Annotated in this window: 26 protein-coding genes; 10 read left to right on the forward strand and 16 right to left on the reverse strand. The window is 68.4% G+C overall.

The window, feature by feature from the left end; all coding sequences use genetic code 11:
- The first annotated feature begins 1 nt into the window (after position 1).
- Positions 2-1,462, forward strand: coding sequence for an oligosaccharide flippase family protein (locus tag HYV14_09185; GenBank protein ID MBI2386171.1), 1,461 nt, complete (start codon positions 2-4; stop codon positions 1,460-1,462).
- A gap of 2 nt (positions 1,463-1,464) precedes the next feature.
- Positions 1,465-3,393, forward strand: a complete 1,929-nt coding sequence (gene asnB, locus HYV14_09190) for an asparagine synthase (glutamine-hydrolyzing) (protein ID MBI2386172.1) — start codon at positions 1,465-1,467, stop codon at positions 3,391-3,393.
- A 16-nt stretch (positions 3,394-3,409) separates the two neighbouring features.
- Here the strand turns inward: asnB and HYV14_09195 are convergent, their stop codons facing one another.
- Positions 3,410-4,021 (reverse strand): NAAT family transporter, encoded by a 612-nt coding sequence (locus HYV14_09195; GenBank protein MBI2386173.1) that lies wholly within the window; start codon positions 4,019-4,021, stop codon positions 3,410-3,412.
- 113 nt (positions 4,022-4,134) lie between these two features.
- Between HYV14_09195 and HYV14_09200 the strand changes: the two genes are divergently transcribed.
- Genes HYV14_09200 through HYV14_09235 form a run of 8 tightly spaced genes read left to right on the forward strand, consistent with a single transcriptional unit; the run spans position 4,135 to position 13,119 of the window.
- Entirely contained in the window at positions 4,135-5,316 is a 1,182-nt protein-coding gene (locus tag HYV14_09200; GenBank protein MBI2386174.1) for a DegT/DnrJ/EryC1/StrS family aminotransferase, read from the forward strand.
- Position 5,317: 1 nt separating this feature from the next.
- The gene (locus HYV14_09205) at positions 5,318-6,271 is read left to right on the forward strand and encodes a glycosyltransferase (protein MBI2386175.1); all 954 of its coding nucleotides are present in this window, start codon (positions 5,318-5,320) and stop codon (positions 6,269-6,271) included.
- Positions 6,268-6,966, forward strand: coding sequence for a glycosyltransferase (locus HYV14_09210; GenBank protein ID MBI2386176.1), 699 nt, complete (start codon positions 6,268-6,270; stop codon positions 6,964-6,966). The genes HYV14_09205 and HYV14_09210 overlap by 4 nt, the downstream gene beginning before the upstream one ends.
- The gene (locus HYV14_09215; protein ID MBI2386177.1) at positions 6,963-7,658 is read left to right on the forward strand and encodes a class I SAM-dependent methyltransferase; all 696 of its coding nucleotides are present in this window, start codon (positions 6,963-6,965) and stop codon (positions 7,656-7,658) included. Before HYV14_09210 ends, HYV14_09215 begins: the two co-directional genes overlap by 4 nt.
- Complete coding sequence (locus HYV14_09220) at positions 7,655-8,812, forward strand: glycosyltransferase family 2 protein (GenBank protein MBI2386178.1); 1,158 nt, start codon at positions 7,655-7,657, stop codon at positions 8,810-8,812. The genes HYV14_09215 and HYV14_09220 overlap by 4 nt, the downstream gene beginning before the upstream one ends.
- The gene (locus tag HYV14_09225; GenBank protein ID MBI2386179.1) at positions 8,809-9,795 is read left to right on the forward strand and encodes an NAD-dependent epimerase/dehydratase family protein; all 987 of its coding nucleotides are present in this window, start codon (positions 8,809-8,811) and stop codon (positions 9,793-9,795) included. Before HYV14_09220 ends, HYV14_09225 begins: the two co-directional genes overlap by 4 nt.
- Complete coding sequence (locus tag HYV14_09230; protein MBI2386180.1) at positions 9,792-10,532, forward strand: glycosyltransferase family 2 protein; 741 nt, start codon at positions 9,792-9,794, stop codon at positions 10,530-10,532. Before HYV14_09225 ends, HYV14_09230 begins: the two co-directional genes overlap by 4 nt.
- A complete protein-coding gene (locus tag HYV14_09235; protein MBI2386181.1) occupies positions 10,525-13,119 on the forward strand; it encodes an O-antigen ligase family protein in 2,595 nt (864 codons plus the stop codon). The genes HYV14_09230 and HYV14_09235 overlap by 8 nt, the downstream gene beginning before the upstream one ends.
- A gap of 49 nt (positions 13,120-13,168) precedes the next feature.
- On the opposite strand, the gene HYV14_09240 is transcribed toward HYV14_09235, so the two are convergent.
- From HYV14_09240 to HYV14_09310, 15 genes are all read right to left on the reverse strand, one after another.
- Positions 13,169-14,191 carry a glycosyltransferase gene (locus HYV14_09240; protein MBI2386182.1) on the reverse strand — a complete coding sequence of 341 codons (1,023 nt, stop codon included), beginning with the start codon at positions 14,189-14,191 and terminating at the stop codon, positions 13,169-13,171.
- Complete coding sequence (locus tag HYV14_09245) at positions 14,188-14,685, reverse strand: glutathione peroxidase (GenBank protein MBI2386183.1); 498 nt, start codon at positions 14,683-14,685, stop codon at positions 14,188-14,190. Before HYV14_09245 ends, HYV14_09240 begins: the two co-directional genes overlap by 4 nt.
- 102 nt (positions 14,686-14,787) lie before the next feature.
- Entirely contained in the window at positions 14,788-15,372 is a 585-nt protein-coding gene (locus tag HYV14_09250) for a sulfite oxidase-like oxidoreductase (protein MBI2386184.1), read from the reverse strand.
- Between the two features lie 70 nt (positions 15,373-15,442).
- Complete coding sequence (locus HYV14_09255) at positions 15,443-16,003, reverse strand: HAD family hydrolase (GenBank protein MBI2386185.1); 561 nt, start codon at positions 16,001-16,003, stop codon at positions 15,443-15,445.
- 24 nt (positions 16,004-16,027) lie between these two features.
- Positions 16,028-16,609: a hypothetical protein gene (locus HYV14_09260; GenBank protein ID MBI2386186.1), complete on the reverse strand. Its 582-nt coding sequence runs from the start codon at positions 16,607-16,609 to the stop codon at positions 16,028-16,030.
- Between the two features lie 125 nt (positions 16,610-16,734).
- On the reverse strand, positions 16,735-17,721 hold the full coding sequence (locus tag HYV14_09265) for a polysaccharide deacetylase family protein (GenBank protein ID MBI2386187.1): 987 nt from the start codon (positions 17,719-17,721) through the stop codon (positions 16,735-16,737).
- Positions 17,718-18,722 carry a GNAT family N-acetyltransferase gene (locus HYV14_09270; GenBank protein ID MBI2386188.1) on the reverse strand — a complete coding sequence of 335 codons (1,005 nt, stop codon included), beginning with the start codon at positions 18,720-18,722 and terminating at the stop codon, positions 17,718-17,720. Before HYV14_09270 ends, HYV14_09265 begins: the two co-directional genes overlap by 4 nt.
- Positions 18,723-20,132 carry a POT family MFS transporter gene (locus HYV14_09275; protein ID MBI2386189.1) on the reverse strand — a complete coding sequence of 470 codons (1,410 nt, stop codon included), beginning with the start codon at positions 20,130-20,132 and terminating at the stop codon, positions 18,723-18,725.
- Positions 20,129-21,010 carry a 4-hydroxy-tetrahydrodipicolinate synthase gene (locus HYV14_09280; GenBank protein MBI2386190.1) on the reverse strand — a complete coding sequence of 294 codons (882 nt, stop codon included), beginning with the start codon at positions 21,008-21,010 and terminating at the stop codon, positions 20,129-20,131. The genes HYV14_09275 and HYV14_09280 overlap by 4 nt, the downstream gene beginning before the upstream one ends.
- Entirely contained in the window at positions 21,007-21,786 is a 780-nt protein-coding gene (locus HYV14_09285) for a diaminopimelate epimerase (GenBank protein MBI2386191.1), read from the reverse strand. The genes HYV14_09280 and HYV14_09285 overlap by 4 nt, the downstream gene beginning before the upstream one ends.
- A complete protein-coding gene (locus tag HYV14_09290) occupies positions 21,783-22,745 on the reverse strand; it encodes a tetratricopeptide repeat protein (GenBank protein MBI2386192.1) in 963 nt (320 codons plus the stop codon). Before HYV14_09290 ends, HYV14_09285 begins: the two co-directional genes overlap by 4 nt.
- Complete coding sequence (locus HYV14_09295; protein MBI2386193.1) at positions 22,742-23,716, reverse strand: patatin-like phospholipase family protein; 975 nt, start codon at positions 23,714-23,716, stop codon at positions 22,742-22,744. The genes HYV14_09290 and HYV14_09295 overlap by 4 nt, the downstream gene beginning before the upstream one ends.
- Positions 23,713-25,008 (reverse strand): TolC family protein, encoded by a 1,296-nt coding sequence (locus HYV14_09300; GenBank protein MBI2386194.1) that lies wholly within the window; start codon positions 25,006-25,008, stop codon positions 23,713-23,715. The genes HYV14_09295 and HYV14_09300 overlap by 4 nt, the downstream gene beginning before the upstream one ends.
- A gap of 18 nt (positions 25,009-25,026) precedes the next feature.
- Entirely contained in the window at positions 25,027-25,590 is a 564-nt protein-coding gene (locus HYV14_09305) for a methyl-accepting chemotaxis protein (GenBank protein ID MBI2386195.1), read from the reverse strand.
- 15 nt (positions 25,591-25,605) lie between these two features.
- Positions 25,606-26,631 (reverse strand): ATP-dependent 6-phosphofructokinase, encoded by a 1,026-nt coding sequence (locus HYV14_09310; GenBank protein MBI2386196.1) that lies wholly within the window; start codon positions 26,629-26,631, stop codon positions 25,606-25,608.
- Positions 26,632-26,642 lie beyond the last annotated feature (11 nt).

Consider the following 26,642-nt stretch of genomic DNA (forward strand, 5'->3'; position numbering starts at 1 on the left):
CGTGGCATGGGGCCTCGCCGGCCAGGGGGCGGTCGCGGCGATCAACCTCCTCGTCATCCCGCGTCTCGTCCACGGCTTCGGCGTCGAGGCGTACGGCCTGTACCTCCTGATGCAGTCGGCCGCGGGCTGGGCCGCCGCGGTGCACTTCGGCGCGGGGGCGGGGCTCGTGCGCTTCGCGGCTCAGGCCCACGCCGAGGGCAAGCGCGGGATGCTCGACGACTCCCTGCGCCACGGGGCGCTCCTCATCATCGGAGGCGCGGCGCTGGGCGCCCTCGTCCTCTGGACCGCCGCGCCCGCCCTCGTCGGCGGCATCTTCGCCGTCCCGGACTACTACCGCGCGCACGGCGCCTGGATGATCCGCGCGGCCGCACTCGGCGCCGTCTTCGCCTCGGTGACGGCGTGGGCCGCCGCCGCCTTCCAGGGCCTGCACCATTTCCAGTGGCAGTCCGCCGCGGCGGTCCTGCAGGGCCTGCTGATCCCCGTCGGCGTCCTCGCCGCGCTGTCCGTCGGCCGCGGCCTCGGCGCGGCGGCGGCCTCCTTCGTCGCGGCGCACGCGTTAGTCGCCCTGTTCGCGGTCTTCGGCCTGACGCGCGTCCGCCGCGCGATCCCCGACCACGGCGGGCGCCTGACCTTCGCCGCCTTCGTCCGCTATTCGATCGGTTTCTGGCCGGTGTCGCTGGCGCAGCTCGTCAGCGGCCAGCTCGACCGCGCCTTCGTCGCCGGGCTGCGCTCCATGTCCGAGTTCACCTTGTACGCCGTGCCCGCCAGCGTGCTCTCCCGCGTGCAGTCCCTGCCGGTGACCGCGGCCGCCGCGCTCGTGCCCGTCATGGGCGGCCTCGCGGCGCACGAGGGGCCGGAGGCCGCCGCGCGCCCGTACCTGCGCGCCTCGCGGACGCTGATCGGACTGATCGCCCCGGCCTACGCCCTGCTGTTCTGCCTGATGCCGCAGTTCCTCTCCCTCTGGCTCGGCGGCAGCTTCGGCGACACGAGCGTGTGGCCCGCCCGCCTGCTCGTCGCCACGCAGGCGGTCGCGCTGTTCTCCTATCTGCCCAACTCCGTCGCGGCGGGGCGCAAGGACGGCTGGTGGTCCTCGACGGCGGCCTGGGCTCAGGCCCTGGTCTGCCTCGCGCTATGGCCGTGGACGATCCCGCGCTGGGGCCTGCTCGGCGCGGCGTTCGGCGGCCTCGTCGCGCAGGCGCTCGCCGCCGTCGTGTTCGTCTCGTTCGTGCACGCGCGCCTGCTCGGCCTGACCTGGGTCCGCTTCGCGCGGGAGACCTTGGTCCCGGCCTCAGCCGCCTCGGCCGTCCTGATCGCGATCGTCTGGCCCCTGAGAACGCGCGTGACGGGCTGGGTCTCCTTCTTCGCCTTGTGCGCGGCGGCGGGGGCCTGTTACACTATCGTCTTCTGGCGCCTGCTCCCCAAGGAAGACCGTCATTTCCTGCGGTCGCGGCTTCCCTTCTAAAAATGTGCGGCATCTGCGGCGTCGTTTACGGCGATGGACGGACTCCCGATAAGGGGGTCTTGAAGCGCGCCAACGACGCCATCGCCCACCGCGGCCCCGACGACGAGGGCTACCATCTCGACGGTCCCGCCGGCCTGGCGATGCGCCGTCTGGCCATCATCGACCTGAACACCGGCCATCAGCCGATCTCCTACGCGGACGAGTCGCTGTGGGTCGTGCTCAACGGCGAGATCTACAACTACCTCGAGCTGCGCGCCGAGCTCGAGTCCAAGGGCCACCGCTTCCAGACCAAATCCGACACCGAGGTGGTCCTCGCGCTGTACAAGGATCTCGGGCCGAGATGCGTGGACAAGCTGCGCGGCATGTTCGCCTTCGCGGTATGGGACAGGGCGAAACGCAAGCTCTTCATCGCCCGCGACCGCATCGGCAAGAAGCCGCTGTGCTACGCGGTCCGCCCCGATGGGACTTTGCTGTTCGGCTCCGAGCTGCGCTGCCTGTTCGCGCTCGACCCGTCCCTGTCGCGCGAGATCGACCCCGTCGCCGTCGACATGTTCCTCACGCTCCAGTACATCCCGTCGCCGCGCACGATCTACGCCTCGGCGCGCAAGCTCCCGCCGGCGCATACGCTCACGTGGGAGAACGGCAAAACGACGGTGGACCGTTATTGGGACCTTCCTCTCGGTCAAAAGCCCATCACGGACGACTTCGAAGAGGCCAAGAGGCTTCTTCGCGAAACCCTGACGGATGCTACACGCCTGCGCATGATCGCCGACGTGCCGCTCGGCGCGTTCCTCTCCGGAGGCGTGGACTCCTCGATCATCGTGGCGCTGATGGCGGGGCTCTCCTCCAAGCCCGTGAAGACATTCTCGATCGGCTTCGACGAGGAGAAGTTCTCCGAGCTCAAGTACGCCAAGCTCGTCGCCGACCGGTACAAGACCGACCACACCGAGTTCATCGTCAAGACCGAGATGGCCGACGTCCTGCCCAAGCTCGCCTGGCATTACGGCGAGCCCTACGCCGACGCCTCGGCCCTGCCCAGCTATTACGTCGCGCGCGAGACCCGCAGGTTCGTGACCGTCGCGCTCAACGGCGACGGCGGCGACGAGAACTTCGCGGGCTACATCCGCTACTTCGCGATGAAGGCCGCGCGCCTGACCGACGCGCTCCCCGGTCCCGTGCTGTCGGCCCTGCGCGCCGGAGCGGAGCTGCTGCCCGAGCACGACGCGCCGCTCGGCAACGTCTGGCGCGCGAAGCGCTTCCTGCGCTCGATCCTGTCGGCCGACCTGCCGGGGCGCCACCTCAAGATGGTCGGCTTCTTCTCCGAGGACGACAAGCCCGCTTTGTACAGCGAGGCCTTCAAGAAGCGCCTCGGCTCCTCGCTCGGCGAGGCCCTGCGCTACATCCGCGCGGCGTTCGCCGCCTGCGAGGGAGAGGACTTCGTCAACCGCATGCTCGCCGTGGACTTCAAGACCTACCTTCCCGAGTGCCTGATGGCCAAGGTGGACGTCGCCACGATGGCCTGCTCGCTCGAGGGCCGCTCGCCGCTGCTCGACCACGTCTTCGTCGAGACCGCCTTCCGCATGCCCGGCGACTGGAAGCTCAAGGGCCTGCGCGGCCACAAGTTCATCATGAAGGAGGCCTTCAAGGACCTCCTCCCCGAGGAGATCCTGGGCCGCCCGAAGATGGGCTTCGGTATACCGCTCGGCGCGTGGTTCCGCGGCGGCCTCAAGGGTTTCTGGGAGGAGAACGTGCTCTCGCCGAAGGCCCTGTCGCGCGGCTACTTCAACGAGGCGACCTTGCGCGGTCTCTGGGACGAGCATCAGGGCGGCAAGCGCGACCACGGCTACCGCCTGTGGGCGCTGCTGATGCTCGAGCTGTTCCATCGCCACGCCGACGAGGCGCTCCCCGCGCCCCAGACCGTCTCGCGTTGACGGGAGCGGACCCGGGCTAGCCGAGCTTGAGGGCGGACAGGATCAACTGCACGCCGATCGCCGCGAGCAGCAGACCCATCAAACGCGTGATGATGTTGAGGATGGTGGGGGACAGCTTCTTGGCGCTGTCGGCGGCGACGGTCAGCACCCAGTAGCTGATGAGGGCGACCAAGGCGATCGAGAGGAAGACGAGCGCCTTTTGGGGCACGCTCGTCGCGCGGCCGACCTGGACGATCGAGGTGGTGATGGCGCCGGGGCCGGCGAGGAGGGGGACCGCCAGCGGGGTGATCGCAATGTCGTCCTTGTTCATGCCCTCGGCGAACTCCTCGGGGGTCTCGCGCATCGGCGACTTCTGGGCGCGGATCATGTCGAGCGAGGACAGCAGCAGCACGAGGCCGCCGGCGATCTGGAAGGCGGCCAAGGTGATGCCGAACAGCTTGAAGATCGCCGGTCCGAGCAGGCCGAAGGCGCACATGACGCCGGCGCAGGTGATGCAGGCGGTGCGCGCCATGCGCCGGCGCTGCTCGGCGGTGTCGCGGGCGGTCAACGCGAGGAAGGTCGGGACCGCCGCGAAGGGGTCCACGATCGCGAAGAGCGAGCCGAACGTCAGGAACGCGTATTCGAGCACCCCGTCATTTTAGCCTTTCCGCCCGGCCGGGTTCTTTGCTCCCGGTCAAATTCCGTGAAAACCGGGAGGCCTGGCACCAAGAAATACCCATAAATTTCCTACAATTGACGGCAATGGACCGTGAAATAGGGGTCGGCGGCTTCGCCGTCAGCCCTCTCGCCCGCCGCTACGTCAACGAGGTGCTGGACTCGAACCGGCTGTCCTACGGACCGTTCCATCGCCGCTTCGAGGCCGCCTTCGCGGCCGAGCACGACTCCAAGCACTCGGTGTTCTGCAACTCGGGCACGAGCGCGCTCCAGATCGCCCTGCAGGCCCTCAAGGAGAAGCACGGCTGGGCCGACGGCGACGAGGTCATCGTCCCGTCCGTCACCTTCATCGCGACCTCGAACGTCGTCCTGCACAACCGCATGGTCCCGGTGTTCGCCGACGTGGACCCGCGCACCTACACGCTCGATCCCGCCAAGTTCGAGGCCGCGATCACGTCCAAGACGCGGGCGGTCATCCCGGTCCACCTGCTCGGCCTGCCCGCCGACATGGACCCTATCTCCGCCGTGGCCCGAAAAGCGGGTCTTTCCATTATCGAGGACTCCGCCGAGACCATGTTCGCCAGGTACAAGGGCCGCAAGGTGGGCTCGCTCGGCGACATCGGCTGCTTCTCGACCTACATCGCCCACTACATCGTGACCGGCGTGGGCGGCCTCGCCACGACGAGCGACCCGGACCTGGCGGTGCGCCTGCGCAGCCTGATGAACCACGGCCGCGACTCGATCTACCTCTCCATCGACGACGACCAGGGCGCGACCGGGGCGAGGCTGCACGAGATCGTCGCCAAGCGCTTCCAGTTCGTCTCCGTCGGCCACAGCTACCGCGCCACCGAGCTCGAGGCGGCCCTGGGCCTGGCCCAGCTCGAGGAGAAGGACGGCATCGTCGCCGCGCGCACCGGTATGGCCGCGCGCCTTAGCGCCGGCCTCAAGGAGTTCGAGGGCAGGCTGCAATTGCCCTTCAGCCCCCCGGACCGGGACCACACCTTCATGCTCTACGGCCTCGTGCTGAAGAACGAGGACAAGGCTTCCCTCGTGAACTTCCTCGAGGACCGCGGGGTGGAGACAAGAGATCTGCTGCCGTTGTTGAACCAGCCCGTGTACAAGAAGATGTTCGGCGATCTCGAGTCGAAGCACCCGGTCGCCAAGCATCTCAACCGCTCCGGCTTCTACATCGGCTGCCATCAGTACATGACCGCGAACGACGCCGATTACGTGATCGCGCAGTTCCGTGAATTCTTCCGGTCACGCTAAGATGACCAAAGTCTCGGTCGTCATCGATAACCACAACTACGGGCGCTTTCTCAGAGAGACGCTCGACTCGGTCCTCACTCAAGTCCTCGACGACGTGGACGTTGAAATCGTCGTCGTTGATGATGGGTCCACGGACGATTCCCGAGAGATCCTGTCTTCGTACGCCCCGCGCATTAAGTCGTTGCTTCAGGCGCGGCAGGGACAGGCCTCCGCTTTCAACGCCGGCTTCGCCTCCGCGACGGGCGATATCGTTTGCCTCCTCGACTCCGACGACGTTTTTCTTCCCGGGAAGTTGGCCGCCGTTCTCAAGGCGTTCGAGGACCCGAAAGTCGTCTGCGTCCAACATTTCTTGCATGACACCGATGCGCACCTCAAGCCCCTCCCCCGCCGCTTCCCCGCCTGGCCCGCCCGGTACACCCTCGATGACTACGCCGCCGGCCGCGCCGAGTTCACCGCCACCTCGGGCCTGGCCTTCCGGCGCGAGACCTTGCTCAAGCTCCTGCCCATCCCGAAGGACCTCTTCTACTACCTCGACGATTTTCTGACCGCCCACGCCCTGTTCTTCGGCGAGATCGCCAACGTCCCGGAGGTCCTCGGCCTGCACCGCATGCACGGCGCGAACTGGTGCGCGGGCGGGCTCGAGGACCCGAACAAGATCGAGCGCGACTTCGTCGACCGCGCTAATTATTCCGCCCACCGCGACCGCTGGCTCGCGGAGGCGGGCCGCTCGCGGACGCCCGAGGCCGTCGAGGCCGAGGCCCTGGAGCTGTGGCGCCGGCGCGTCCTGGTCGAGGCGCTGCGCGCCCGGCCCGTTGAGGCGGCGCGGGCCTGGGCCGAGGGCCTGCGGGCGCTGCCCAAGACCCGGCACGCGCGCTTTCGCGCCGCGACGACGGGGCTGGCGGTCCTGTCGCCGACCCTCTACCTCGCGCTGTACGACCTCTACTCCCGGCCATGAGCGAGACCTTCGACCTGACGGTGGTGGTGCCCACGCTCAACGAGGAGGGCTCCTTGCGCCAGGTGCTGCCGCGCCTGAAGGAGACCTTCAAGCGCCTGGGCGTGCGCGGCGAGATCCTCGTCGTCGACGGCCGCTCCAAGGACGCGACCGTCGCCGTCGCCGAGTCCCTCGGCGCGCGCGTGCTCGTGCAGACCGCGCGCGGCCTGGGCGGGGCCCTGCGCGAGGGCCTGCTGGCGGCGAACTCCCCCTGGGCCGCGGTCGTCGACGCCGACGGCTCGCACCCGCCCGAGGTGCTGGCGCAGATGTGGGCCAAGCGGGACGAGGCCGATCTCGTCATCGCTTCCCGCTACGTCCCCGGCGGCTCGGCCGTGATGGACCCCTTGCGCCAGGTGCTCAGCCGTTCGCTGAACATCGTCGCCCGCCTCGTGCTCGACCTGCCCGCCCGGGATTCCTCGGGCGGCTTCCGGCTCTACCGCGCCGAGGTCGTCCGCCCCGTCGCCGACGCCGCGGTCGCGACCGACTTCACCATCCAGCAGGAGCTCCTCGTGGGCATACTGTCGCGCGGCGGCCGCGTGCTCGAGGTCCCGTTCCGCTACGAGCCGCGCATCGACGGCGCCTCCAAGGCCTCGGCCCTGCGCCTGGCCCCGGCCTACGTGCGCATGCTGCTCCGGCTGCGCGGACGGAGCCGCCGATGACGACCTTGACGCGCCTGGAGACGCTCTCGACGGCCGACCGCTTCAACGACGAGGTCTGGAGCCGGGTCCAGTCCTTCATCGGGAGCGACATCCTCGAGGTCGGCATGGGCATCGGCATCTTCACCGAGAAGCTCTTGGCCCGCGGCAAGGTCTTTGGCGTCGAGATCGTGCCCGAGTTCGTCGCGGAGGCCCGCCGCCGCCTCGGCGACCGGCCGGGGCTCGAGTATCTCGTCGCCGACATCGGCGGGCCGGCCCTGCCCGATTCCCTGCGCGGGCGCGCCTTTGATACCATCGTGTGCATGAACGTGCTCGAGCACATCGAAGACGACCGCGGGACCCTCGCGCGCTTCCTCGGCCTTCTCAAGCCCGGGGGGAATCTCGTCCTGGTCGTGCCGGCGCACCGCTGGCTGTTCAACCCGCTCGACTCCCACGACGGCCATTTCCGGCGCTATGAGCGCGCGGAACTCGCCGGGAAGCTCGAGGCGGCCGGCTTCCGCGTCGTTCACGAATCCACGTTCAACCTGTTCGGCATCGCCGGCTGGTTCCTGAACGGGACCATCCTGCGCCGCAAGGATCTGCCCGCGGGGCAGATGGGGCTGTTCAACAAGGTCGCCCCGCTCCTGTTCTGGCTCGAGAACCTCGTCGGGCCGCCCGTCGGGCTGTCTTTGCTGGCGGTGGGGGCCAAGCCGTGAACGAGAAATTGTCGATCGTCATCCCGGCGTACAACGAGGAAGACGCCGTCGACGACATCCTCCGCCGCTGCCTCGACGCGCGCGCCGTGCTGATGCGCGACGCCGGTCTTTCCGCCGTCGAGGTGATCCTCGTGGATGACGGTTCCCGCGACGCGACTTTGGAGAAGGCCCGCCGCTGGACCGACGCCAAGGTCGTCGTGCACGAGAAGAACAAGGGCTACGGCGCCGCGCTGATGACGGGCTTCCGCGCCTCCTCGGGCGACCTGCTCTCCTTCCTCGACGCGGACGGCACGTGCGACCCGCTCGCCTTTGCCGACCTGGTCCAGGCCCTCCGGCGCGCGAACGCTGATATGGCCGTCGGGGCGCGCCTGCACGCCGGCTCCGAGATGCCCTTCGTGCGCACCGTGGGCAACCGTCTCTACGCGCTCCTGATCCGCGCGCTGACCGGCGTGAACCTGACCGACACCGCCAGCGGCATGCGCGTGTTCAAGCGCGCGCTGCTGCCGCGCCTGGCGCCGCTGCCCACCGGCCTCCACTTCACGCCCGCGATGACCGCGCGCGTCGCCTGCATGGGCGGCGTCTTCGTCGAGCACCCGATCCCCTACTCGGAGCGCGTCGGCCAGTCCAAGCTGTCCGTGGTCAGCGACGGGGTGCGCTTCCTGCGCGTGATCCTCGGCACCGTCTTCGCCTACTTCCCGCTGCGCGTGTTCGGTCCGTTGGCCGCCGTGTGCCTCGCGCTGGCCGCCGGCCTGGGTCTCCTGCCGGCGCGGACCTACCTCGGCGGCTCCGGGATCGAGGAGTGGATGATCTACCGCCTCCTCACCGTGCTGACCTTGTCCGTGTGCGGCGCGATCTTCTTGGCGATCGGCCTGCTCGCGCAGAAGGCCTCGAACGCCGCGCTCGGCCGGCCCGTGTCCTGGGTGGACCGGCCCGCGATCCGCGAGACCGCGGCGGCCTGCGGCGCGGCTCTGTGGCTGTGCGGCGCCGGCGTCAACTGGCCGACGGTGATCGAGTACGCGACGACCGGGCACATCACCCGCCACTGGGCCTGGGTGCTGCTCGGCGCGCTGGCGGTCATCTGCGGCACCGTGCTCGTCTCCCTTTCCATCGCGCTCGGCGCCTTCGCGCATCTTCCCCGCGAGGACGCCTCGTGAGCTTCTGGGACGGGAAGAGGGTCCTCGTCACCGGCGGCGGCGGCTTCATCGGCAGCCACGTCGTGGAGCGTCTGCTCCGGGTCCACCGCGAGGTCCGCGTCACCGTCGCCGGACGCATGAGCAAGGAGAACAATCGCAACCTTTCCGAGGTCCTGCGGGACCCCTGGCTGCGCGTCATCAAGGGCGACCTGCGCGACTCCCGCTTTTGTCGCCGAGCCTGCAAGGGCCAGGACGTCGTGCTCAACCTCGCCGGCGTCGTCGGCGGCGTGGGCTACAACAGCAGGCACCACGCCAGCCTGTTCCGCGACAACATGACGCTCCAGTTGAACGTGCTCGAGGCGGCGCGGCTCGAGGGGGTCAAGCGCTACCTCGTCGTCAGCACGGCCTGCGTCTATCCGCGCGACTGCCGGATCCCGACGCCCGAGAGCGAGGGCTTCCGCGACGAGCCCGAGCTCACGAACCGCGGCTACGGCTGGGCCAAGCGGATGGGGGAATACGCCGGGCGCGCCTACGCCGAGGAATTCGGCATGAGCATCGCCATCGTCCGACCCTACAACGCCTACGGCCCGCGCGACCACTACGACCTCGATAAATCGCACGTCATCGCCGCTCTGGTGCGCCGCGTCTGCGAGGGGGAGAGCCCGCTCAAGGTCTGGGGCGACGGCAAGTCCACGCGCGCGTTCCTGTACGTCGAGGATTTCGCGCGGGGGCTGCTCGAGGTGGCCGAGAAATATCCGAACGCCGATCCCGTGAACATCGGCTCGGCCAAAGAGATCACGATCAGGGACCTGGCCAAGGCCATCTTGAAAGCGGCCGGGGCCGAGAAGACCGAGCTCATATTCGACCCCTCGAAGCCCTCCGGGCAGCCCCGAAGGGCCTGCGACACGACGAAGTCCCGCAAGGTGCTCGGCTTCAAGGCCGAGATCGGCCTGGACGAGGGCCTGCGCCGCACCATCGCCTGGTACCGGGAGAACCTGCAGTGAGAGGCAAGCGGCTCCTGGTCCTGCTGACCTTCAACGAGTCCGAGGCCCTGCCCAAGCTCTTCGACCGCCTCCCGCTCTCCGCCGCCGACGAGGTCATGGCCGTCGACGGCGGCTCCAAGGACGGCACCGTCGAGTTCCTCCAGTCCAAGGGCCTGAAGGTCGTCACCCAGCCGCGCCGCGGCCGCGGCGTCGCCTTCCGCCTCGCCCTCGAGCTGACCGACGCGGAGACGATCTGCTACTACAGCCCCGACGGCAACGAGGACCCCGACGACATCCCGCGCATCTATGAGAAAATCGAGGCCGAAGGCCTCGATCTCGTCGTCGCCTCGCGCATGATGAAGGGCGCCTACAACGAGGAGGACGTCCACTGGTGGCGCCCGCGCAAGTGGGTCAACCAGCTCTTCACCTTGGCCGCCAACTTGATCTGGAACCGCGGCCCCTACGTCGAGGACACGATCAACGGCTTCCGCGCGGTCCGCGCGGACTCCCTGCGCCGCTGCGCCTGCGACGCCGACGGCTTTCCCATCGAATACCAGATGTCCATCCGCATGATGAAGCTCGGGATGGCGATCGGGGAGATGCCGACGCACGAGTATCCGCGCCTCGGCGGCCAGAGCACCGCCGAGTCCTGGCCCACCGGCGTGGCCTTCGTGAAGACCCTCCTACGCGAGATGTCGATGGGCCGCGGCGTCAACGCGGCGAACGCCGAAAAGGTAGAATTGCCGATCAATGGCTGACCAACGCCGCGACCTGCGCGCCGACGCGGAGACCTACGCCCATCGGGCGATCATCACCTGGCTGCCGCTCCTCTACCTGCTGATCTCCTCCCTGTTCTTCCTGCGCACGTACGACTCCGCGCAGGTGAAGATCTCGATGATGCAGATGGGCGGCCTCGGCCTGCTGACGATGTGGCTGGTGCGCCTGGCCGTTGCCGGCCGCCACGCCCTCAACCGGGAGGACCTGGTCTGCCTGTCGCCGTTCCTCGCCTACCTCGTCTGGGGCGTGTTCTCCTACTTGAAGGCGCCGTACCACATGTCGAGCACGGACTTCTTCCTGCGCCACATGTTCTACATGATCGTCTCGCTGATCACGATCTATGAGTTCGACGAGGCCGCCATCGGCCGCCTCTTCAAGATACTGATCTGGACCGCCTGGGTCGCGATCGGCTACGGGACTTTGCAGTTCGTGGACACCGCGATGTTCCCGCCCGGCGTGGGCAAGGGCATCGATCCGTTCGTCTGGCGCGGCGCGTTCAGCGACCGCGTGTTCTCGACCTACGGCAACCCGAACTTCTACGGCGATTTCCTTGTCATCATGTTCCCGATCCTCGTCACGCAGTGGTTCAAGACGCGCAGATGGAGCCTGATCGTCCTGATCGCGATGCTGCTGCTCAATCTCGTCAAGACGGGCACCAAGGGCGCGTGGCTCGGCTTCGCGATGGTCTGCTTCATCTTCGGCGTGATCGCCCTCGTGTTCTTCCCCGAGCAGAGCAAGCCCTACCGCAAGCGCCTGCTGGGCCTCGTCGGCGCCCTGGTGCTGGGCTTCGTGGGCTACACGGCCAAGGACCTCAGCGGCCGCGTCGTCTCGATCAACTTCCGCCTCTTCACCTGGGAGGCGACCTGGGAGATGATCCGCACCAACCCGTGGACGGGCACGGGCATCGGCTCCTTCCCGCCGATCTACCCCGCCTTCCGCCGCCCCGCGATCTTCCACATCGAGGGCAAGCACAACACCGAGACCGACCACGCCGAGAACGAGTACCTGGAGCAGTTCTTCGACAACGGGATCATAGGCTTCGGCATCTTCCTCTGGCTCGTCTACAGCACCCTCGTCGTCGGCTTCCGCTCGCTGGGGCAGTTGACCACCACGGCCATGCTCAAGGACGGCCGCCCGCCGCCCCGGGCGCTGGACCTGATCGGCGTGATCGTCTCGTTCATGGGCATGCTCGGGCACAATTGCTTCGACGTCAGCCTGCGCTTCGTGTCCTCGGGCGTCTACCTGGGCCTGCTGTCGGGCCTCATCGTCAACCTCGCGCGCGGCAAGGCCCTCTACGAGCTCCACGCGCGGGAAGCCGGCGCTCCCGCCCTCCCCGGCGAGGGGGCTTCCTCTTGGGCCACGCTGTCCGAGATGCTGATCTGGCCGCTGCGCCTCGCCGCGGCCGGCGGCGTGGTCTATCTCGCCTTCATCAAGGGCTGGGGCACGCTGCGTCAGGCCCCGTTCGGCGGCATGTTCGGGGAGTTCGCCATGCTCCAGGGCCCGCTCGCGCGCGTCCCCGGCGGCGGCGAGCTGCTGCAGTGGTGGATCGCCTGGGGCGTCTTCGCCGGCTGCATGCTCTGGCTCGGCTGGAAGATGATCCGCCTGTGCCTGCTCTCGGAGAATCCCGTCGTGCCGATGCTCGTGCTCGCGATGCTCGCGCCGCTGTATCAGTTCTGGGGCTACTTCAAGGCCGACATCCACCACAACGTGGCCATCTACTTCTCCAAGGAACGCCAGTGGGAGCCCGCCGTCGGCAACTACCTGATCGTCAACAGGCTCAACCCCGATTTCGTGATGTCGAAGTACTTCCTCGGCAACGTCTTCAACGACCGCTTCAACATGACGAAGGCCTATCTCCCCAACTGGGGCGACACCGACAACCTCCCGCGCGACGACTACGAGCGCGCGATGTACTGGTACGAGGAGGTCCGCAAGCTCGCCCCGAACTACGTCCAGATGCACCACCAGATCGGCAACCTGCATCTGCGCCGCGCCGAGTGGGCGACCAACAACGGCCGCCCCCAGGAAGCCGAGAAGTACCTGGACATGGCGATGGTCCGCTTCAAGCTCTACTACCAGATCGACCCGGTCTTCGCGCCGAACTACTACCGCATGGCGCAGATTCATATGATCCGCAAGCAGTTCGACCTCGCGGTGAAGGCCTACCAGGCCTACATCGACGCGGAGCGCTGCTCCGTGGACTCCTCTTTGCTCGAGAAGCCCTTCCTGCGCACCACCATCCTCTCCTACCAGAACTACGAGCAGCTCGAGGGCAAGTGGACGCACCGCCACGTCGGCGCGGTCAACCGCATGCGCGAGTCGGCCGAGGCCTACACGAGCATGGCGAACGCCCTGTTCATGGACAACCGCTTCCCCGAGGCCGAGCAGGCCTACCGCGTCGCGCTGTCCTACGACACGAACTTCGACATGGCCAAGAAGAACCTCGAGGTCACCTACCGGCGCGCGCAGGCCGAGGGGCGGCTGAAGCAGGCCCAGGTGGCGCCCGGGACGAAGATCGTCCCCGGCCAGCCGGTCCCGACGGGCTGGATCGTCGTCCCGAAGAAGTAGCTAGCGGCGCGTTTCGAACTGTTTCCGGAAACAGTCCGATCCTGTTCGCTTAGGCGGCTTTCTTCGCGCGCAGGCGCGCGTTCTCGGCGTCGATCAGGGGGTCGATCAGCGCGTACACCGCGCGCTCCTCCGCGGTCGCCAGCGCGCGGTTGTGGCGCGCCATCAGCCAGGCCTTGCGCGCCTCCTTCGCCAGCGACAGCAGCGGCGCGGGGACCATCGTCGCCCGGTAGACGGGCATCGTCTTGGCCTCGTCGCCGAGCTCCTTGAGCATGAACTCGCGGGCCTTCTCGGGCTGCAGGTTCTTGACCAGGTAGGAGGCGATCTCGCGGACGATCTTGCGCTTCTCGGCCTCGAGTATGTCGGACGGGGTGCCGCCGGCGACGAGCGCGGCCATGCCCTCGGGGTACTCCTCGAGCCACTTGTGCGTGACCTGGCCCTCGTGGATGCGGCGTATGGCCAGGCGCTCGTAGATCACGCCCACCTCGACGCCGTCGGCGAGCATGCGCGCGTAGAGCTCGTTGTCGAGGATGATCATGTCGGAGCGATAATGGCCGTATTTCTTGTACAGCGCGCGCGGGATGGCCAGGTTCGTCGTGAGGTAGGGCAGGAACTCCTCGCCGACCGCGTAGTGGCCAGGGACCTTTCCTTCTTCGATCTTCATCCCGGCAGGGAAAGCCGTGCCGATCAGGCGGTCGTACCGGTGCAGCCAGCCGTCGGAGAAGACGAACCCCGCCTTCGGTCGAGCTTTAAAAAAGTCGGCGAATTTCTGAAGCCGGTCGAGAGTCCAAAAGTCATCGGAGTCGATGTTCGTGATCCACGTCCCCGTCGCCATCTCGAGCGCCATGTTTCGGCAGGCCATGTTGCCGATGTTCTTGGGGACGCGGGTGTACTTGAAGCGCGGATCCTTCGTCCACTGCTTGATCATCTCCGGCGTCTCGTCGACCGACCCGTCGTCGACGATCAGGACCTCGTAGTCGCCGAAGGTCTGGCCGACCACGGTGGCCAGAGCCCCGGGCAGCATGTGCGCCCGGTTGTAGGTGGGCAGGACGATGGAGAAAAGAGGCTCGCTCACGCCAGGAGGGCCTCGATCTTGGCCGTGATCTCCTTGCCGACGGGGTTGGCGTCGGGGCCGAAGCGCGCGACGACCGCCCCGTCCTTATCGACGAGGAATTTGGAGAAGTTCCACGGGATGTCGCCGTTGAAGCCGCTTTCCGTGGTGAGGTACTTGTACAGCGGGTGGATGGACGGCCCCTTCACGGAGATCTTCGAGTACAGGTCGAAGGAGAGGGCGAACTTGGTCAGGCAGAAACTCTTGATGTCGGCGTCGGTGCCGGGCTCCTGGGCGCCGAACTCGTTGGCGGGAAAGGCGGCGATGCGCAGGCCCTTGCCCTTGTACTTCTCGTACAGCGCCTCGAGATCCGAGTATTGAGGGGTAAAGCCGCACAGCGACGCGGTGTTGACGATGAGCAGCGGGTGGCCCTTGTACTTCGAGAGCTTCGCCGGCTTGCCGTCGATGGTGTTCATCTCGAACTCGTAGACGCGGCCCTTGGTCTTGTCGGCTTGCATCGGGTTCACCTCGTTCTTCTTGGACAAGGCGGCGGCCGCGGCGAACGCCGCCTCGGTCAGCCCCAGCTTGGCCTTTCGAAGGATATCCTTCATCGCCTGATTCTACCTTTCGTGCCGCTCTTCAAGCCACGGATCGGCGCGGTTGTGATAGCCGCGCGTCTCCCAGAAGCCGGGCTTGTCGACGGCGGAGAACTCGAGACCGCGCAGGAACTTCCCCGACTTCCACGCGTACAAGGTCGGGATCACCATGCGCATCGGCCCGCCGTGCTCGAGCGGCAGCGGCGCGCCGTCGAGCTCGTCGGCGAGGATCGCGTCGGGAGAGGACGCCTCGAGCAAAGAGGTGTTGGTGGTGTACTCCTCGGCGCAGTGCTGGATCACGAAGGCGGCCTCGGGTTTCGGGCGGACGAGCGCGAGCAGGTCGGTCATCCGCACGCCGCCCCAGCGGGCGTCCATCTTCGACCACGTGGTGACGCAGTGGAAGTCGCTGACCGTGTTAGTCCGGGGCAGCGCGCGGAACTCCTTCCAACTCAAGGTCAGCGGGTTCTCGACCTCGCCCCAGACCTTGAAGCTCCAGGTCGCCTCGTCGAAAGGCGGATGCACCCCGAGGTCGAGCACGGGAAACCCCTTGCTCCAGACCTGCCCCGGCGGCAGCCGGTTCGTCGACCGGTTCTTCTCCCGGACGGCCATGTCCTTCCTGAACCGCTCCAGCATCCTCGCCTTCGCGGCGATCATCTTCTCGTTGTACCCGGACACGGTGTCAGGCTCGCAAATTCGTTGAATTCTTTTCGACGATCCAGCGGGCCGCGGACAGTATGTCCCGGCGGACCGCGGTCGGCTTGACCTTATAGGCCTTGTCCTTGCCCCCGTTGCCGGTGAGGACGAGGACCGAGGCGCAGCCGGCCCGGCGGGCGCACTCGATGTCCGAGGTCTTGTCGCCGATCATGACGGAGCCTTTCAGGTCGAGCCCGAACCGTTTCTTGGCGGCCAGGAGCATGCCCGTCCCGGGCTTGCGCCACGAGTGGCCGCTGTCGGGGCCGTGCGGCGAGTAGTAGATCGCGTCCCAGCGCGCCCCGGCCTTGGCCAGGCGGCGGCGGAGCTCGGCGTGGATCCTCCGCACGGCCCCCTCAGTGAAGTAGCCGCGCGCCACGCCGGACTGGTTGGTGACGATGACGATCTTGAAGCCCGCCTCGCGCAGGAGCTTGAGCGCCCGGGGGGAGCCCTTGAAGACGGAGAGGCCGTCGGTCGAGGCCAGATAGTCCGCGTCGCGGATGAGGACGCCGTCGCGGTCGATGAAGACGGCCTTGGGGCGTGGCTTCACCCCTTGATTCTAGCTTTTCCATCCTTATTTGCCGAAGGCGGCGGCCCAGTCGAGGACGCGCAGCCACAGCCGGCGCATCCGTTCCGCCGGGGACAGGCGGGCGGGACGGACGCCGAGGTGGCGAAGGACGGCGCGCTGGACGGCGGGAGTGACCGCGGCCGGGACGGAACCCGAGCCCGCGAAGACCGACCCTCCGTCCGGCCGGAGCTGATAGGAATAACCGCCGAGCTCGGCGCGATCGCGTCCCGGGGGCACGGCGTCGCTGTGTCCGCGCACCCCCCAGGAACCGAGAGAGAACGCGTTGAGCACGCGCGCCGAGCCCGTCTCGAAGATGCCGATCACGGGGCGGCCGTCGGTCTGGCTGACGGCCTTCAGCAGCTCGGTCGCGCCGAAGGCCCGCGTGTCGATGAGGCTCGAACCCAGCTTCACGAACGGCGTGCCGGGCAGCTCGACCCAGGGTTTGAGCGGTCCCGCCCCGTCGAAGGACACCGCCGCCGCGCCGGCAGACGCGGCTCCGGCCAAAGCCGCGGGAGCGGCGCGGACGGGAGCCTCGACGACGCCCGCGGAGGCGGGTGCCGCCAGCAAGAGGACGAGCCAGAACTTCATGAGTACAGTATGAAGGGGAAAGGCGCGTTCCTGTAAGGGTCGATTGGCCCTAAATCCCGGCCGGAAGGCCCGATGGTCGGAAAGAGAATTCAACGAATTTGCGAGCCTGACACCGCAAGGGCGGGTCAGGAGAGGCGGCGGCGGGCGGCTTGGAGGAGGTTGCGGCCGAGGCTGAAGGTCATGCGGAACTTCTCGAAGGAGTCGCGGTCGTCGGTGCCGAAACGGCGGATGGCGTAGGGGTCGGAGCTTGGGGTCGTGAAGCCGGCGACGGTGGTGAGGCCGCAGAGGTAGCCGGTCTCCTTGAGCAGGAGCGACGAGGCCGCGCTGAAGTCGTCGAAGTCGCCGTTGGGATAGCAGAACAGGTCGCAGGGGCGCTGGACGTTCTTCTCCACGAGGGCCTTGGACCGCTCCAACTCGGCGCGCGCCGCCTCCTCGCCGTGGAGCGTGACGATGGTGTGCGTGTGGGTGTGGCTGCCGATCTCCATCAGGCCGGAATCCGCCATCTCCTTGGCCTGCGCCCAGGTCACGGGGCGGTAGTTCTCCGGGGCCGAGGCGTCGAGGACCAGCTTGCGGCCGAGCTCGGCCTCGACCGGGGCGATCAAGGCCTCGCGTGCGTCGGGCAGCAGGTCCTTGGCTCGGCGCTGAAGGGCCTTGAGGCGCTCGCGGCGCGCGGCGGCGTCTCCGGGGGCGCCCGCGAAGGCGTGCTCGAGGCGGTCGGGCCACAGCGGGACGCGCTCGTCGACGAACTCGGTGGCGAGGAACAAGGTCGAAGGGACGCCGGCCGCGCGCAGGACGGGGAAGCCCAATGTGTAGACCGACTCGTAGCCGTCGTCGATGGTCAGGGCGACCGCGTAGTCGGGAAGGGCGGGCCCTCCGGACAAGGAGACCGCGACCTGGCGCAAGGTCACTAGGCTGCAGTTGTCCTTGAGAAAGGAGAGCTGACGGCGGAAGGTCTCCTGCTGGAGGCGGTTTCCCTGATAGTTGACGATCCCGTCCGAGGGACGGTCGGTGAACCCGTGATACATCAGGACCACGGCGCTCTTGCGCCGGAGCCAACGGAGGGGTCGGTCGAGGCCGAGCGTCAAGGCGGCCGAGAGCGCGGCCGTTTTCATGGGAACATGAGGTCGTGGTCGCTGTCGATGCCCTGCGTGGGCAGGGGCCCGGCCAACGCGGCGGAGACCGCGGCGTCGTCGCTGTGCCAGGCGAAGCGAAGGGGGCGGCGGCGCTTGAAGAAGGGGGCGCAGGCGGCGAGCAGGTCGGGGTCGCTCGTCGCGGCCCAGGCGTCGTCGGCCTTCTGGTCGAGGGCCCAGCGCGCGAAGGCCGCGGTCATGGCGGCGCGGGCGGGCGCGGGCCCGGGGCCGACGTGGAGCAGGTGCGCGCGGCGCCGGCCGCGGCTGGTGAAGAGGCGGAACACGGCGTCGACGCCGCCCGCCGAGGCGAGGACGTGCTCGTCGCGCCGGGGATTCTCGAGCAGGCGCCACTTGAACCACTCCGCGTCGCGCACGATGCGCGCGCCGGGGGCGGAGGGATCGTCGAGCCGCTCCGCGAGGCCGCCCGCGTCGAGCGGCAGCGGCTTCGTCTCGAGCGCGGGCGCGCCGGAGGAGCGCGCGCGCAGCCAGGCGAGCCAGGCGGGGTTGAGGAGCCGGCCCGCCGCGCTGCCGAGGGCGCCGAAGCGCCCCAGCGGCACGGAGAGCTCGAGCGGCTGGGTCAGGACGCACGCGTCGGAGCGCTCCTTCCAGCCGAACTTGCGGAAGACCTGGATCGAGCGCTCGTTGCAGAAGGTCACCCGGTCGGGGCACATCGCCATCCAGGCCTCGGTCAGCGCCTTGCCGTGGCCTTGGCCCTGGTATGCCGGCAGGAGGGAGAAGTCGACGAACCACATCGCGGCGGCCTCGCGTCCCAGGCGCGAGATGGTGAGCGGGATGACGCCGGCGTGGCCGACGACGCGCTCCTCGTCGACGAGGACGAGAGGCTCGATGCCCGGGAAGCGCCCGAGCCGGTACAGCCAGCGCCAATGCTCGGAGAGGAGGGCGGCCCGCTCCGGGAAGGCGTCGCCGTAGAAGCGGCTCATCACGGAGCCCTCTATGGTCGACGCCTTCCGGATCTCGGGCATCTAGTGGCCGACGGGAGCCGAGCCGTCCTCGAGGTATTCCCGGACCTTGTAGCGCGACGCGCTCCAGATGAAGACGCCCGAGAAGCCGAGCATCAGGACCGCGAAGAACCAGAAGAACGCCGCGCCCTGGAACTTGTTGATCTCCGAGACGTAGGCGGTCAGCATGTTGCCGGCGAACACGGTCAGGAGCCAGAAGCTCATGATAGTGCTCTTCATCGCGCGCGGCGCCTGCGTATAGGCGAACTCGAGGCCGGTGATCGAGACCATGATCTCGGCGACCGTGATCAGGAGGTACGGGATGAACTGCCAGCCGATGGAGGGCACCCCGCCCGCGTCGATCGCCGACTGGATCATGGCCGCCGCGGCGAACGAGCTCGCCGCGATGACCATGCCGCCCGACATGCGCCGCAGGGGCGTCATCGTCCATCCGAAGGCCCTCTCGATCGAAGGGTAGACGCCCTTCGAGAAGATCGGGATCAGCACCATGACCATGATCGGGTTCAGGGCCGAGATCTGCGCGGCCTCGAACTTGATCCCGAGGAAGTCCAGGTTCATCTGCTGGGCCTGGAGCACCCACGACGAGCCGTGCTGGTCGAACAGCGCCCAGAACACGGAGACCGTCGCGAACACCTTGAAGATGCCCATCGCCGCGCGCGCGCCCTCGACCTCGTCGGGGGCGTAGCGGCCCTCGGCGGCGCTGAGGAAGTCGCCGCCCTCCTTGCGCTTGCCGGACAGCGCGGCCCACGCGATCGGAACGAAGCCGGCCTTGCCGGTCTTGCCCGTCGGGGGGACGTTGACGAACTGCTTGCGCCCCGCCCAGAACACGACGGTCGCGACCGCCATCAGGATGCCGGGGATGCCGAACGCCCAGGAGGGGCCGTACTTGACGAGCACCCAGGGCGTCAGCAAAGTCGAGAAGAACGAGCCGAAGTTGATCGCGAAATAAAAGACGTCGAAGATCTTCGGGACGAGCTCCTTGTTCTTGTCGGTGAACTGGTCGCCTACGTGGGCTGAAACACACGGCTTGATGCCGCCGGAGCCGAGCGCGATCAGGCCCAGGCCGAAGTAGATCCCGGTCTTCGTCTCGAACAGCGCGAGCACCAGGTGGCCCAGGCAGTACACGATGGAGAGCGTCATGATCGTCCGGTACTTCCCCCAGTAGCGGTCGGAGAGCCACGCGCCGAGCAGCGGCGTGAAGTAACAGGCCGAGACGAAGTAGTGGTAGACCGCCGTCGCCTCGTTCTTGGGCATCGCGAGATGCGAGACCATGAACACGGTGAGGATGGCGCGCATCCCGTAGTAGCTGAAGCGCTCGCACAGCTCGTTGCCGACGATGTATTTGATCTGAGGCGGGAACGACGCGGTCTTGGCGGCGGGGACGGGGAAGGCGGCGGCGTCGGCGGTGGTCATATGAGGTTGAACTCCTTGAGCGCCTTTCTCAGCGCGGGTCGATTTTCAGCGGTCAGAACGGTGAGCGGCAGGCGCGGCTCGGGGCGGCAGAGGCCCATCATCGCCAGCGCGGCCTTCACGGGGATCGGGTTGGTCTCGACGAACAGGGACTTGATCAGGGGGAAGAGCTTGAGGTGGATGGAGGCGGCGCGCTTGCGGTCGCCCTTGAGGGCGGCCGCGCACAGGGCCTGCGTTTCCTTGGGCGCGACGTTGGCGACGACCGAAACGACGCCGCGCGCGCCTATGGACATCATAGGCAGCGTCAGCGAGTCGTCGCCGGAGAGCACGGTGAAGCCGGGCTTGGTGAGAGTCAGTATTTCGGAAACCTGGTCGAGGGAGCCCGCCGCTTCCTTGACCGCCACGATCGTGGGCAGGTCCTTGGCCATGCGCGCCAGCGTCTTGGGCAGGATGTTCACGCCCGTGCGGCCGGGGATGTTGTACACGACGATGGGCAGGCGCGACTCGCGCGCGACGGCGCGGAAGTGCTGGTAGATGCCCTCCTGGGTCGGCTTGTTGTAGTAGGGGGCGAGCACGAGCAGGGCGTCGGCGCCCAGGCTCTCGGCCTCGCGCGCGGACTCGACGGCCTTCCAGGTCGCGTTCGTGCCGACGCCGGCGATGACCGGCACCTCGCCTCGGGACTCGTCGCAGGCGATCTCGATGGCGCGGCGGTACTCCTCGTGCATCAAGGTCGCCGCCTCGCCCGTGGACCCGCAGGGCACGAGGCCGCGCGTTCCGCCCTTGAGCTGGCGGCGGATCAGGTGTCGGTAAGCGTCCTCGTCCAGACGCCCTTGGGAATCGAACGGGGTGACCAGCGCGACATATGATCCCTCAAGCTTCATATCGTGACCTCTCCCGAGAAAACGATCTTGCCCGGGCCTTCCAGGCGGGGGCCGTTATCGAAGGAAACGGATAGGGCGTCTCCCCCACGGACCACGACGCGAACGGGGGAACGGTCGAAGCCGAGGACGCGGGAAACAAACGCCGATGCGACGACCCCGGTTCCGCAGGCGAGCGTTTCGGCCTCGACGCCTCGTTCGTAAGTACGAACGAATAGAATATTTTTTCTTATCTCCACAAAATCGACATTCGCCCCCGCACGGCCGAACGCCTTGTGGAAACGGAGGGCCCGCCCGATCTTCGCGACCTCGACTTTGTCTATGTCGGGGACGAAGACGACCGCGTGAGGGACCCCCGTATCGACGTAATGGGCCTGGAGCGAGTGACCTTCCGTTTTGACGTTGAGGCCGAGGCGGAGGTTCTTCGGGGCCGGCATCACGACCTCCGCCCGCCCCTTGCCCGTCAGCCTCGCCGTCAGCGGCCCGCGGTTGGAGTCCAGCGTGAACTCGGCGGTCTTGAGCCACCCCATCGACGCGGCCCACACGGCCGCGCAGCGCGAGCCGTTCCCGCAGAAGGCCGCGGAGCCGTCGGCGTTCCAGTAGTCGAGCCGGACCTTCCCGCCCCGCCGCGTCATCACGATCAGGCCGTCCGCTCCGACGCCGAAGCGCCGGTCGCACAAGGTCCGCGCCAGGCCGGGGCCGGAGCGGCCCCGCGGCAGCCCGGCGAGCAGGACGAAGTCGTTGCCGGCGCCCGTGAGCTTCCAGAAAGGGACCCTCATCGCGTCTCCGCCGGCGCGGCGAGGGCGTCGCGCAGGCCGCGGGCCGCGCGGGCCGCGAAATCGGCGCGCGCGGGGGCGGCCAAAGGGGCCAGGCCGCGCAGCGCCTCGCCGCCGCGTCCGAGCAGGAGCTGGGCGCGGGCACGGGCCCACAGCGCGGCCCCGTCGCCGGGGACGTCCTTGAGCAGGGCGTCGGCTTGGACGAGGGCTTCCGCGGGGCGTCCCGCCTCGACGAGCCACAGGGCCTTGGCCCGGCGCGCGCCGTCGCCGGCGCCCAGCGCCAAGGCGTCGTCGAGCGCGGCGATCGCTCCCGCCAGATCGTCCTGGGCGCGGCGGGCGAAGGCGGTCAGGACGCGGCCCTCGGCGTTGTTCGGGTCGAGCTGGATGGCGCGCGCGATGGCGAGGTCCCCGGTCGTCCAGTCGCGCTGCGCCAGCAAGGTCTCGGCGTAGGCGCGCCACACGTCGGCGCGGCCGTCGAGCGTCTCGAGGGCGGTCTCGTAATGCGTGGCGGAGCGGTCGAGGAAGCCGGAGCGCCGGTCGATCTCCGCCAGTCCCAGGTGGGCGCCGAAGTGCTTGGGCTCGTAGGCGATCGCCTTCACGTACAGGGCCCGGGCCTGCTCGTCGAGGCCGGTGCGGTGGAGCAGGTCGCCCTGGCGCGTGAGCAGGTCCACGTTCTTGGGGAACAGCTTCACGCCGAGCTGGTAGACGCCCAGCGCCTCGTCGACGCGGCCGAGAACGTCGAGGCTGTCGCCTTTCAGGACGTACGCCTGGCGCAGGTCGGTGCCGCGCAGGGTCTGCACGAAGTCGGGGGTCAGGGCCGCGAGGACCTCGGCGGGCTTTCGCTCGTCGGAGAGAGCCTGGACCGGGCGGATCTTCTTGTCCGAGGGCTCGCCCCACAGGCGCCAGGCCCGGGCCGGGCCGGCGAGGAGGAGCAGCGTCAGCGGGAGGGCGAGCCTTCTCATTCGGTCTTGGCCGCCTTGACGCCCCAGCCGGCCGTCAGCCGGGAGAGCGACGCGAGGATCAGGCTTTCCTTCGCGGCCTCGAGGCGGGACGCCGCGGTGACGGCGCCCTTGTCGATGGCCTCGACGATGCGGTGGTCCTCGAACATCCCGATGTCTCCGACGGGCGGCTCGACGAGGAAGTCCGCCTGCTTGCGCTGCTCGCGGGAGAGGTAGGAGCCGCGGATGTCGATGACCTGAAGCAGGGACTCGAGCACGTTCTCCGGCCGCGACGTCGTGTAGTCCGTCTCGGTGACGCTCGCGATCGTCCACTCGGCGCCGAGAAGCCGCGCCGCGTCGACGGGGATGTAGTCCACGACGCCGCCGTCGACGAGGAAGCGGTGCCGGTACTCGAGGGGGCGGAAGATGCCGGGCAGGTTCATGCTCGCGCGCACCGCCTTGGCCACGTCGCCGTCGCGGAAGATGATGGCCTCGCCGGTGTAGACGTCCATCGACACGCAGGCGAAAGGCTTCAGCGTCTGGTCGAAGCGCGCTCCGCCGATCTGCTTGCGCAGCATGAGCTCGGTGTTCTCGGAGGAGAGGAGCTTGTCGAAGAGCAGCAGGGAGATCAGGCGCGCCGACGACAGGTCGTTGCCGCTGCCGACTTTGATCGTGGAGGCGAAATCGTGGAGCTGCTTCGGCGACTTGCCCGACGCGTACATCGCGCCCACGACCGCGCCCATCGAGGTCCCCGCGACCACGTCGATCGGGAAGCCCGCGTCCTCGAGCGCCTGGATGACGCCGACGTGGGCGATGCCGCGCAGGGAGCCGGCGGACAGCACGAGGCCCACCTTCGGACGGCGGCCGGCCGGGGCCTGGCGTACCTCGCGCCACAGATGGTCGCGCAGCAGGGCGTCGGCGCTCAGGTCCGGGCTCGCCGCGGCCGGGACCGCGAGAAGGACCGCGAGAAAGGCCGCGGCCGCGCGGCGGCTCATTGAGGGAGCTCCCGGCCGACGGCGCGCTCGAAGCGCGCGCGGGCCAGGATGTGCTCCGTGACGGCGGAGAGATGAGCGAGCCGGAGCTCGAGGACGCCGTCGCGGGCGCGAAGGCGCGAGAGCGTCGCGCCCGCGCGTCCGGCCGCGTCGTCGTACAGGGCCTGGACGCGCTTCCACTGGCTCTCGCGGCGGGGCCACTCGGACTGCCACCAGGCCAGGGTCTCGGCGGCCTGGCGGACCTCGAGGCGCACGCGGTCCTGGAGCTCGGCGCGGGTCAGCTCGCCCTGGCGCTGCTCGGCGCGCTTCTGCTTGATCTGGCTCCAGAAGTCGTAGGCGAAGGGGATCTTGATGCCGAGGGTCACGTCCCAGTTGTTGTTCTTGAGGGGGAAGCGCTGGGCGGTCAGCTCGTAGTCGCCGGCGAGGAAGACGGTCGGGTTGCGGCGGCCGATCGCGAGGTTCACGCCGATGGCGTCCATCTGCACGCGGTAGGTCTGCGACTGGAGCTCGGGGCGCAGCTCCATCGCCCAGATCACGGCCTTCTCCACCTCGGCCTTGACGGGGCGCGTCGCCAGCTCGCCCCGCACGCGGAAAGGGGTGTCGAGCTCGAGACTCAAGGTGTTGAGGAACTGCAGGCGCGCCTGGTCGAGCGCGTGCTTGGCCTCGGAGGCGCGCGCGCGGGCGACGCCGAGGGAGGCCTCGGCCTCGACGCGCTCCCACGGCCCCAACTCGCCCGCGGCGGCGGCCGCCTCGACGCTGTCGAGATGCCGGGTGAAGGCGCTCTCGCGCTCCTGCGCGAGCAGGAGGCGGTAGAAGGCCTCCTTCGCGCGCAGGTTCACGTCGAGGCGTACCGAGTCGCGGTCGGACAGGGCCTGCTTCTGGGAGGCCTGGGCGAGGCGCAGGGTGTTCAGCGTGCGCCGGCCCTCATAGAGGGGCATGTTGAAGTAGGCGCGGCCGGAGTAGATGTTCTCGCTCGCAGCGCCCGGGAACAGCAGCAGGCTGCGGAACTCGGGGGACAGCGCGAACGGGTAGCGCGCGTCGAACTTGGTGGCGCTCGCCTGCAGTCCGATGTCGGGGAGGAAGCGCAGGCGCGCCTCGGTGACGCGCGCCTCGGCGATGATGACGTCCTGCTCCGCGCTCTGGAGCTTGGGGTCGTTGCGCATGAGGCGCAGGGTCTCGTCGAGGGAGTACACGCGCTCGACCGGCGCGGGGCGCGCCGCGTCCAAGGCCCGCGCCGGAGACGTCGTCCCGGCGAGAGCGAGGCACAGCGTGGCGGCGAGAAGTCGGTTGAGCATGGGGGACGGTCGGAGCGGTCAGATCTTGAAAGACTTGGTCAGATGGTCGAGCTCGAGCTTGAACGCCTTGAGGTCGTCGCGGGCGCCGCCGGCGCCCTCGGGCAGGCGCTTGGCGATGTCCTCGATCCGCTCGGACAGGCGCTGGACGAGGTTGCGGTCCTTCTGAAGCAGGGCCTGGAGCGCGGCGGCCATGTCGTTGAACTCCTCCTGGAGTTCCATCAGCTCGTCGCCGGTGCGCAGGGAGACGCGGTGCGTCAGGTCGCCGGAGCTCAAGGACTGGCAGGACTTCTCGAAGCGATAGATGGGTCCCGCGAACCGGTGCGAGACGTACAGCGAGATCAGCAGCATCAAGCCGAGATACAGCGCTATCTTCACGAGCAGGACCGTGTTGAACTGCACCACCCGGTCCGTGACCGACGGGCACTCGGTCAGCATGACCCTCATCAGGGAATAGTACACGTCGCCGCCGACGATCATCGACGCGACGAGCACGCTCAGGAACACCATGCCGATGTACTTGAGCTGCAGCGCGCGCTTGACGAGGACGGTCTTACGCTGGAACCGCTGGTCTTCCTGCGGCATAGTTCTCCGTTGCGGTCAGAGCAGGTCGTCCGAGAATTTGAGCCACTCGGGCGTCACGGTCTTGAGCTTGGCGGTCGCGGCTTCGAGGCTGACGGCGATCACGGCGTCGCCCTTGAGCGCCACCATGTTGCCGAACTTCCCTTCATGGACGAGGTCCGCGGCCTTGACGCCGACGCGCGTGCCGAGGATGCGGTCGAACATCGTGGGCGGCCCGCCGCGCTGCATGTGGCCGATGACGGCGGTGCGCGTCTCGATCTTTGTCTCGGTCTCGATGATCTTGGCCAGGCGCTCGGCGACGCCGCGGTCCTTGAGGATCATGTGCCCGAACTCGTCGAGCTGCTCCTCCTTCTTCTCGCCGGGGATGTCGACGGCCTCGGAGGCGACGACGATCGCGACCTGGCGGGCGGCGTGGGCGGCCTTCACCTTGGCGCACAGGTCCTTGATGTCGACGGGGCGCTCGGGCAGGCACAGGTAGTCGGCGCCGCCGCCGATCGCGGTGTACAGCGCGACCCAGCCGGCGTGGCGGCCCATGACCTCGAGGACCATGATGCGGCGGTGGGAGCGGCCCGTGTCGCGCAGGCGCTCGACGGCCTCCATCGCCAGCGTCGCCGCGGTGTCGAAGCCGAAGGTGTAGTCGGTCGCGTCGAGGTCGTTGTCCATCGTCTTCGGGACGCCGATGACGTTGAGCTTGTGCTCCTTGTAGAGCTTGTTGGCCACGCCGAGCGTGTCCTCGCCGCCGAGGGCGACGAGCGCGTGGAGGTCGAGCTTCTTGAAGCTGGCGAGGACGCCCTGGACGCCGCCCTCTTTCTTGTAAGGGTTCGTCCGCGAGGTGCCGAGCATCGTGCCGCCGCGGCCCACCATCTCGCGGACGTCGTCGGGGCCGATCGGCACGGCCGTGCCGTTGATCATGCCCTTCCAGCCCTCCTGGACGCCGAGGCACTCGTAGCCGAGCTTGTGCGCCTTGAGCACGACGCCGCGGATCGCGGGATTGAGCCCCGGGCAGTCTCCGCCGCCGGTGAGGATCGCGATTTTCTTAGCCATGAGGGTCTCCG

This window comes from Elusimicrobiota bacterium (genome assembly GCA_016182905.1).
Lineage (GTDB): Bacteria > Elusimicrobiota > Elusimicrobia > UBA1565 > UBA9628 > GWA2-66-18.

Bases quoted from the DNA above. Each gene is read 5' to 3' on its own strand.
- HYV14_09305 (MBI2386195.1), bottom strand. From the start codon at position 25,590: ATGCCGCAGGAAGACCAGCGGTTCCAGCGTAAGACCGTCCTCGTCAAG.
- HYV14_09280 (MBI2386190.1), bottom strand. From the start codon at position 21,010: ATGAAGCTTGAGGGATCATATGTCGCGCTGGTCACCCCGTTCGATTCC.
- HYV14_09245 (MBI2386183.1), bottom strand. From the start codon at position 14,685: ATGCAAGCCGACAAGACCAAGGGCCGCGTCTACGAGTTCGAGATGAAC.
- HYV14_09210 (MBI2386176.1), top strand. From the start codon at position 6,268: ATGAGCGAGACCTTCGACCTGACGGTGGTGGTGCCCACGCTCAACGAG.
- HYV14_09215 (MBI2386177.1), top strand. From the start codon at position 6,963: ATGACGACCTTGACGCGCCTGGAGACGCTCTCGACGGCCGACCGCTTC.
- HYV14_09265 (MBI2386187.1), bottom strand. From the start codon at position 17,721: ATGAAAACGGCCGCGCTCTCGGCCGCCTTGACGCTCGGCCTCGACCGA.
- HYV14_09295 (MBI2386193.1), bottom strand. From the start codon at position 23,716: ATGAGCCGCCGCGCGGCCGCGGCCTTTCTCGCGGTCCTTCTCGCGGTC.
- HYV14_09205 (MBI2386175.1), top strand. From the start codon at position 5,318: ATGACCAAAGTCTCGGTCGTCATCGATAACCACAACTACGGGCGCTTT.
- HYV14_09285 (MBI2386191.1), bottom strand. From the start codon at position 21,786: ATGAGGGTCCCTTTCTGGAAGCTCACGGGCGCCGGCAACGACTTCGTC.
- HYV14_09270 (MBI2386188.1), bottom strand. From the start codon at position 18,722: ATGCCCGAGATCCGGAAGGCGTCGACCATAGAGGGCTCCGTGATGAGC.
- HYV14_09310 (MBI2386196.1), bottom strand. From the start codon at position 26,631: ATGGCTAAGAAAATCGCGATCCTCACCGGCGGCGGAGACTGCCCGGGG.
- HYV14_09200 (MBI2386174.1), top strand. From the start codon at position 4,135: ATGGACCGTGAAATAGGGGTCGGCGGCTTCGCCGTCAGCCCTCTCGCC.
- HYV14_09275 (MBI2386189.1), bottom strand. From the start codon at position 20,132: ATGACCACCGCCGACGCCGCCGCCTTCCCCGTCCCCGCCGCCAAGACC.
- HYV14_09250 (MBI2386184.1), bottom strand. From the start codon at position 15,372: ATGGCCGTCCGGGAGAAGAACCGGTCGACGAACCGGCTGCCGCCGGGG.
- HYV14_09300 (MBI2386194.1), bottom strand. From the start codon at position 25,008: ATGCTCAACCGACTTCTCGCCGCCACGCTGTGCCTCGCTCTCGCCGGG.
- HYV14_09235 (MBI2386181.1), top strand. From the start codon at position 10,525: ATGGCTGACCAACGCCGCGACCTGCGCGCCGACGCGGAGACCTACGCC.
- HYV14_09290 (MBI2386192.1), bottom strand. From the start codon at position 22,745: ATGAGAAGGCTCGCCCTCCCGCTGACGCTGCTCCTCCTCGCCGGCCCG.
- HYV14_09260 (MBI2386186.1), bottom strand. From the start codon at position 16,609: ATGAAGTTCTGGCTCGTCCTCTTGCTGGCGGCACCCGCCTCCGCGGGC.
- asnB (MBI2386172.1), top strand. From the start codon at position 1,465: ATGTGCGGCATCTGCGGCGTCGTTTACGGCGATGGACGGACTCCCGAT.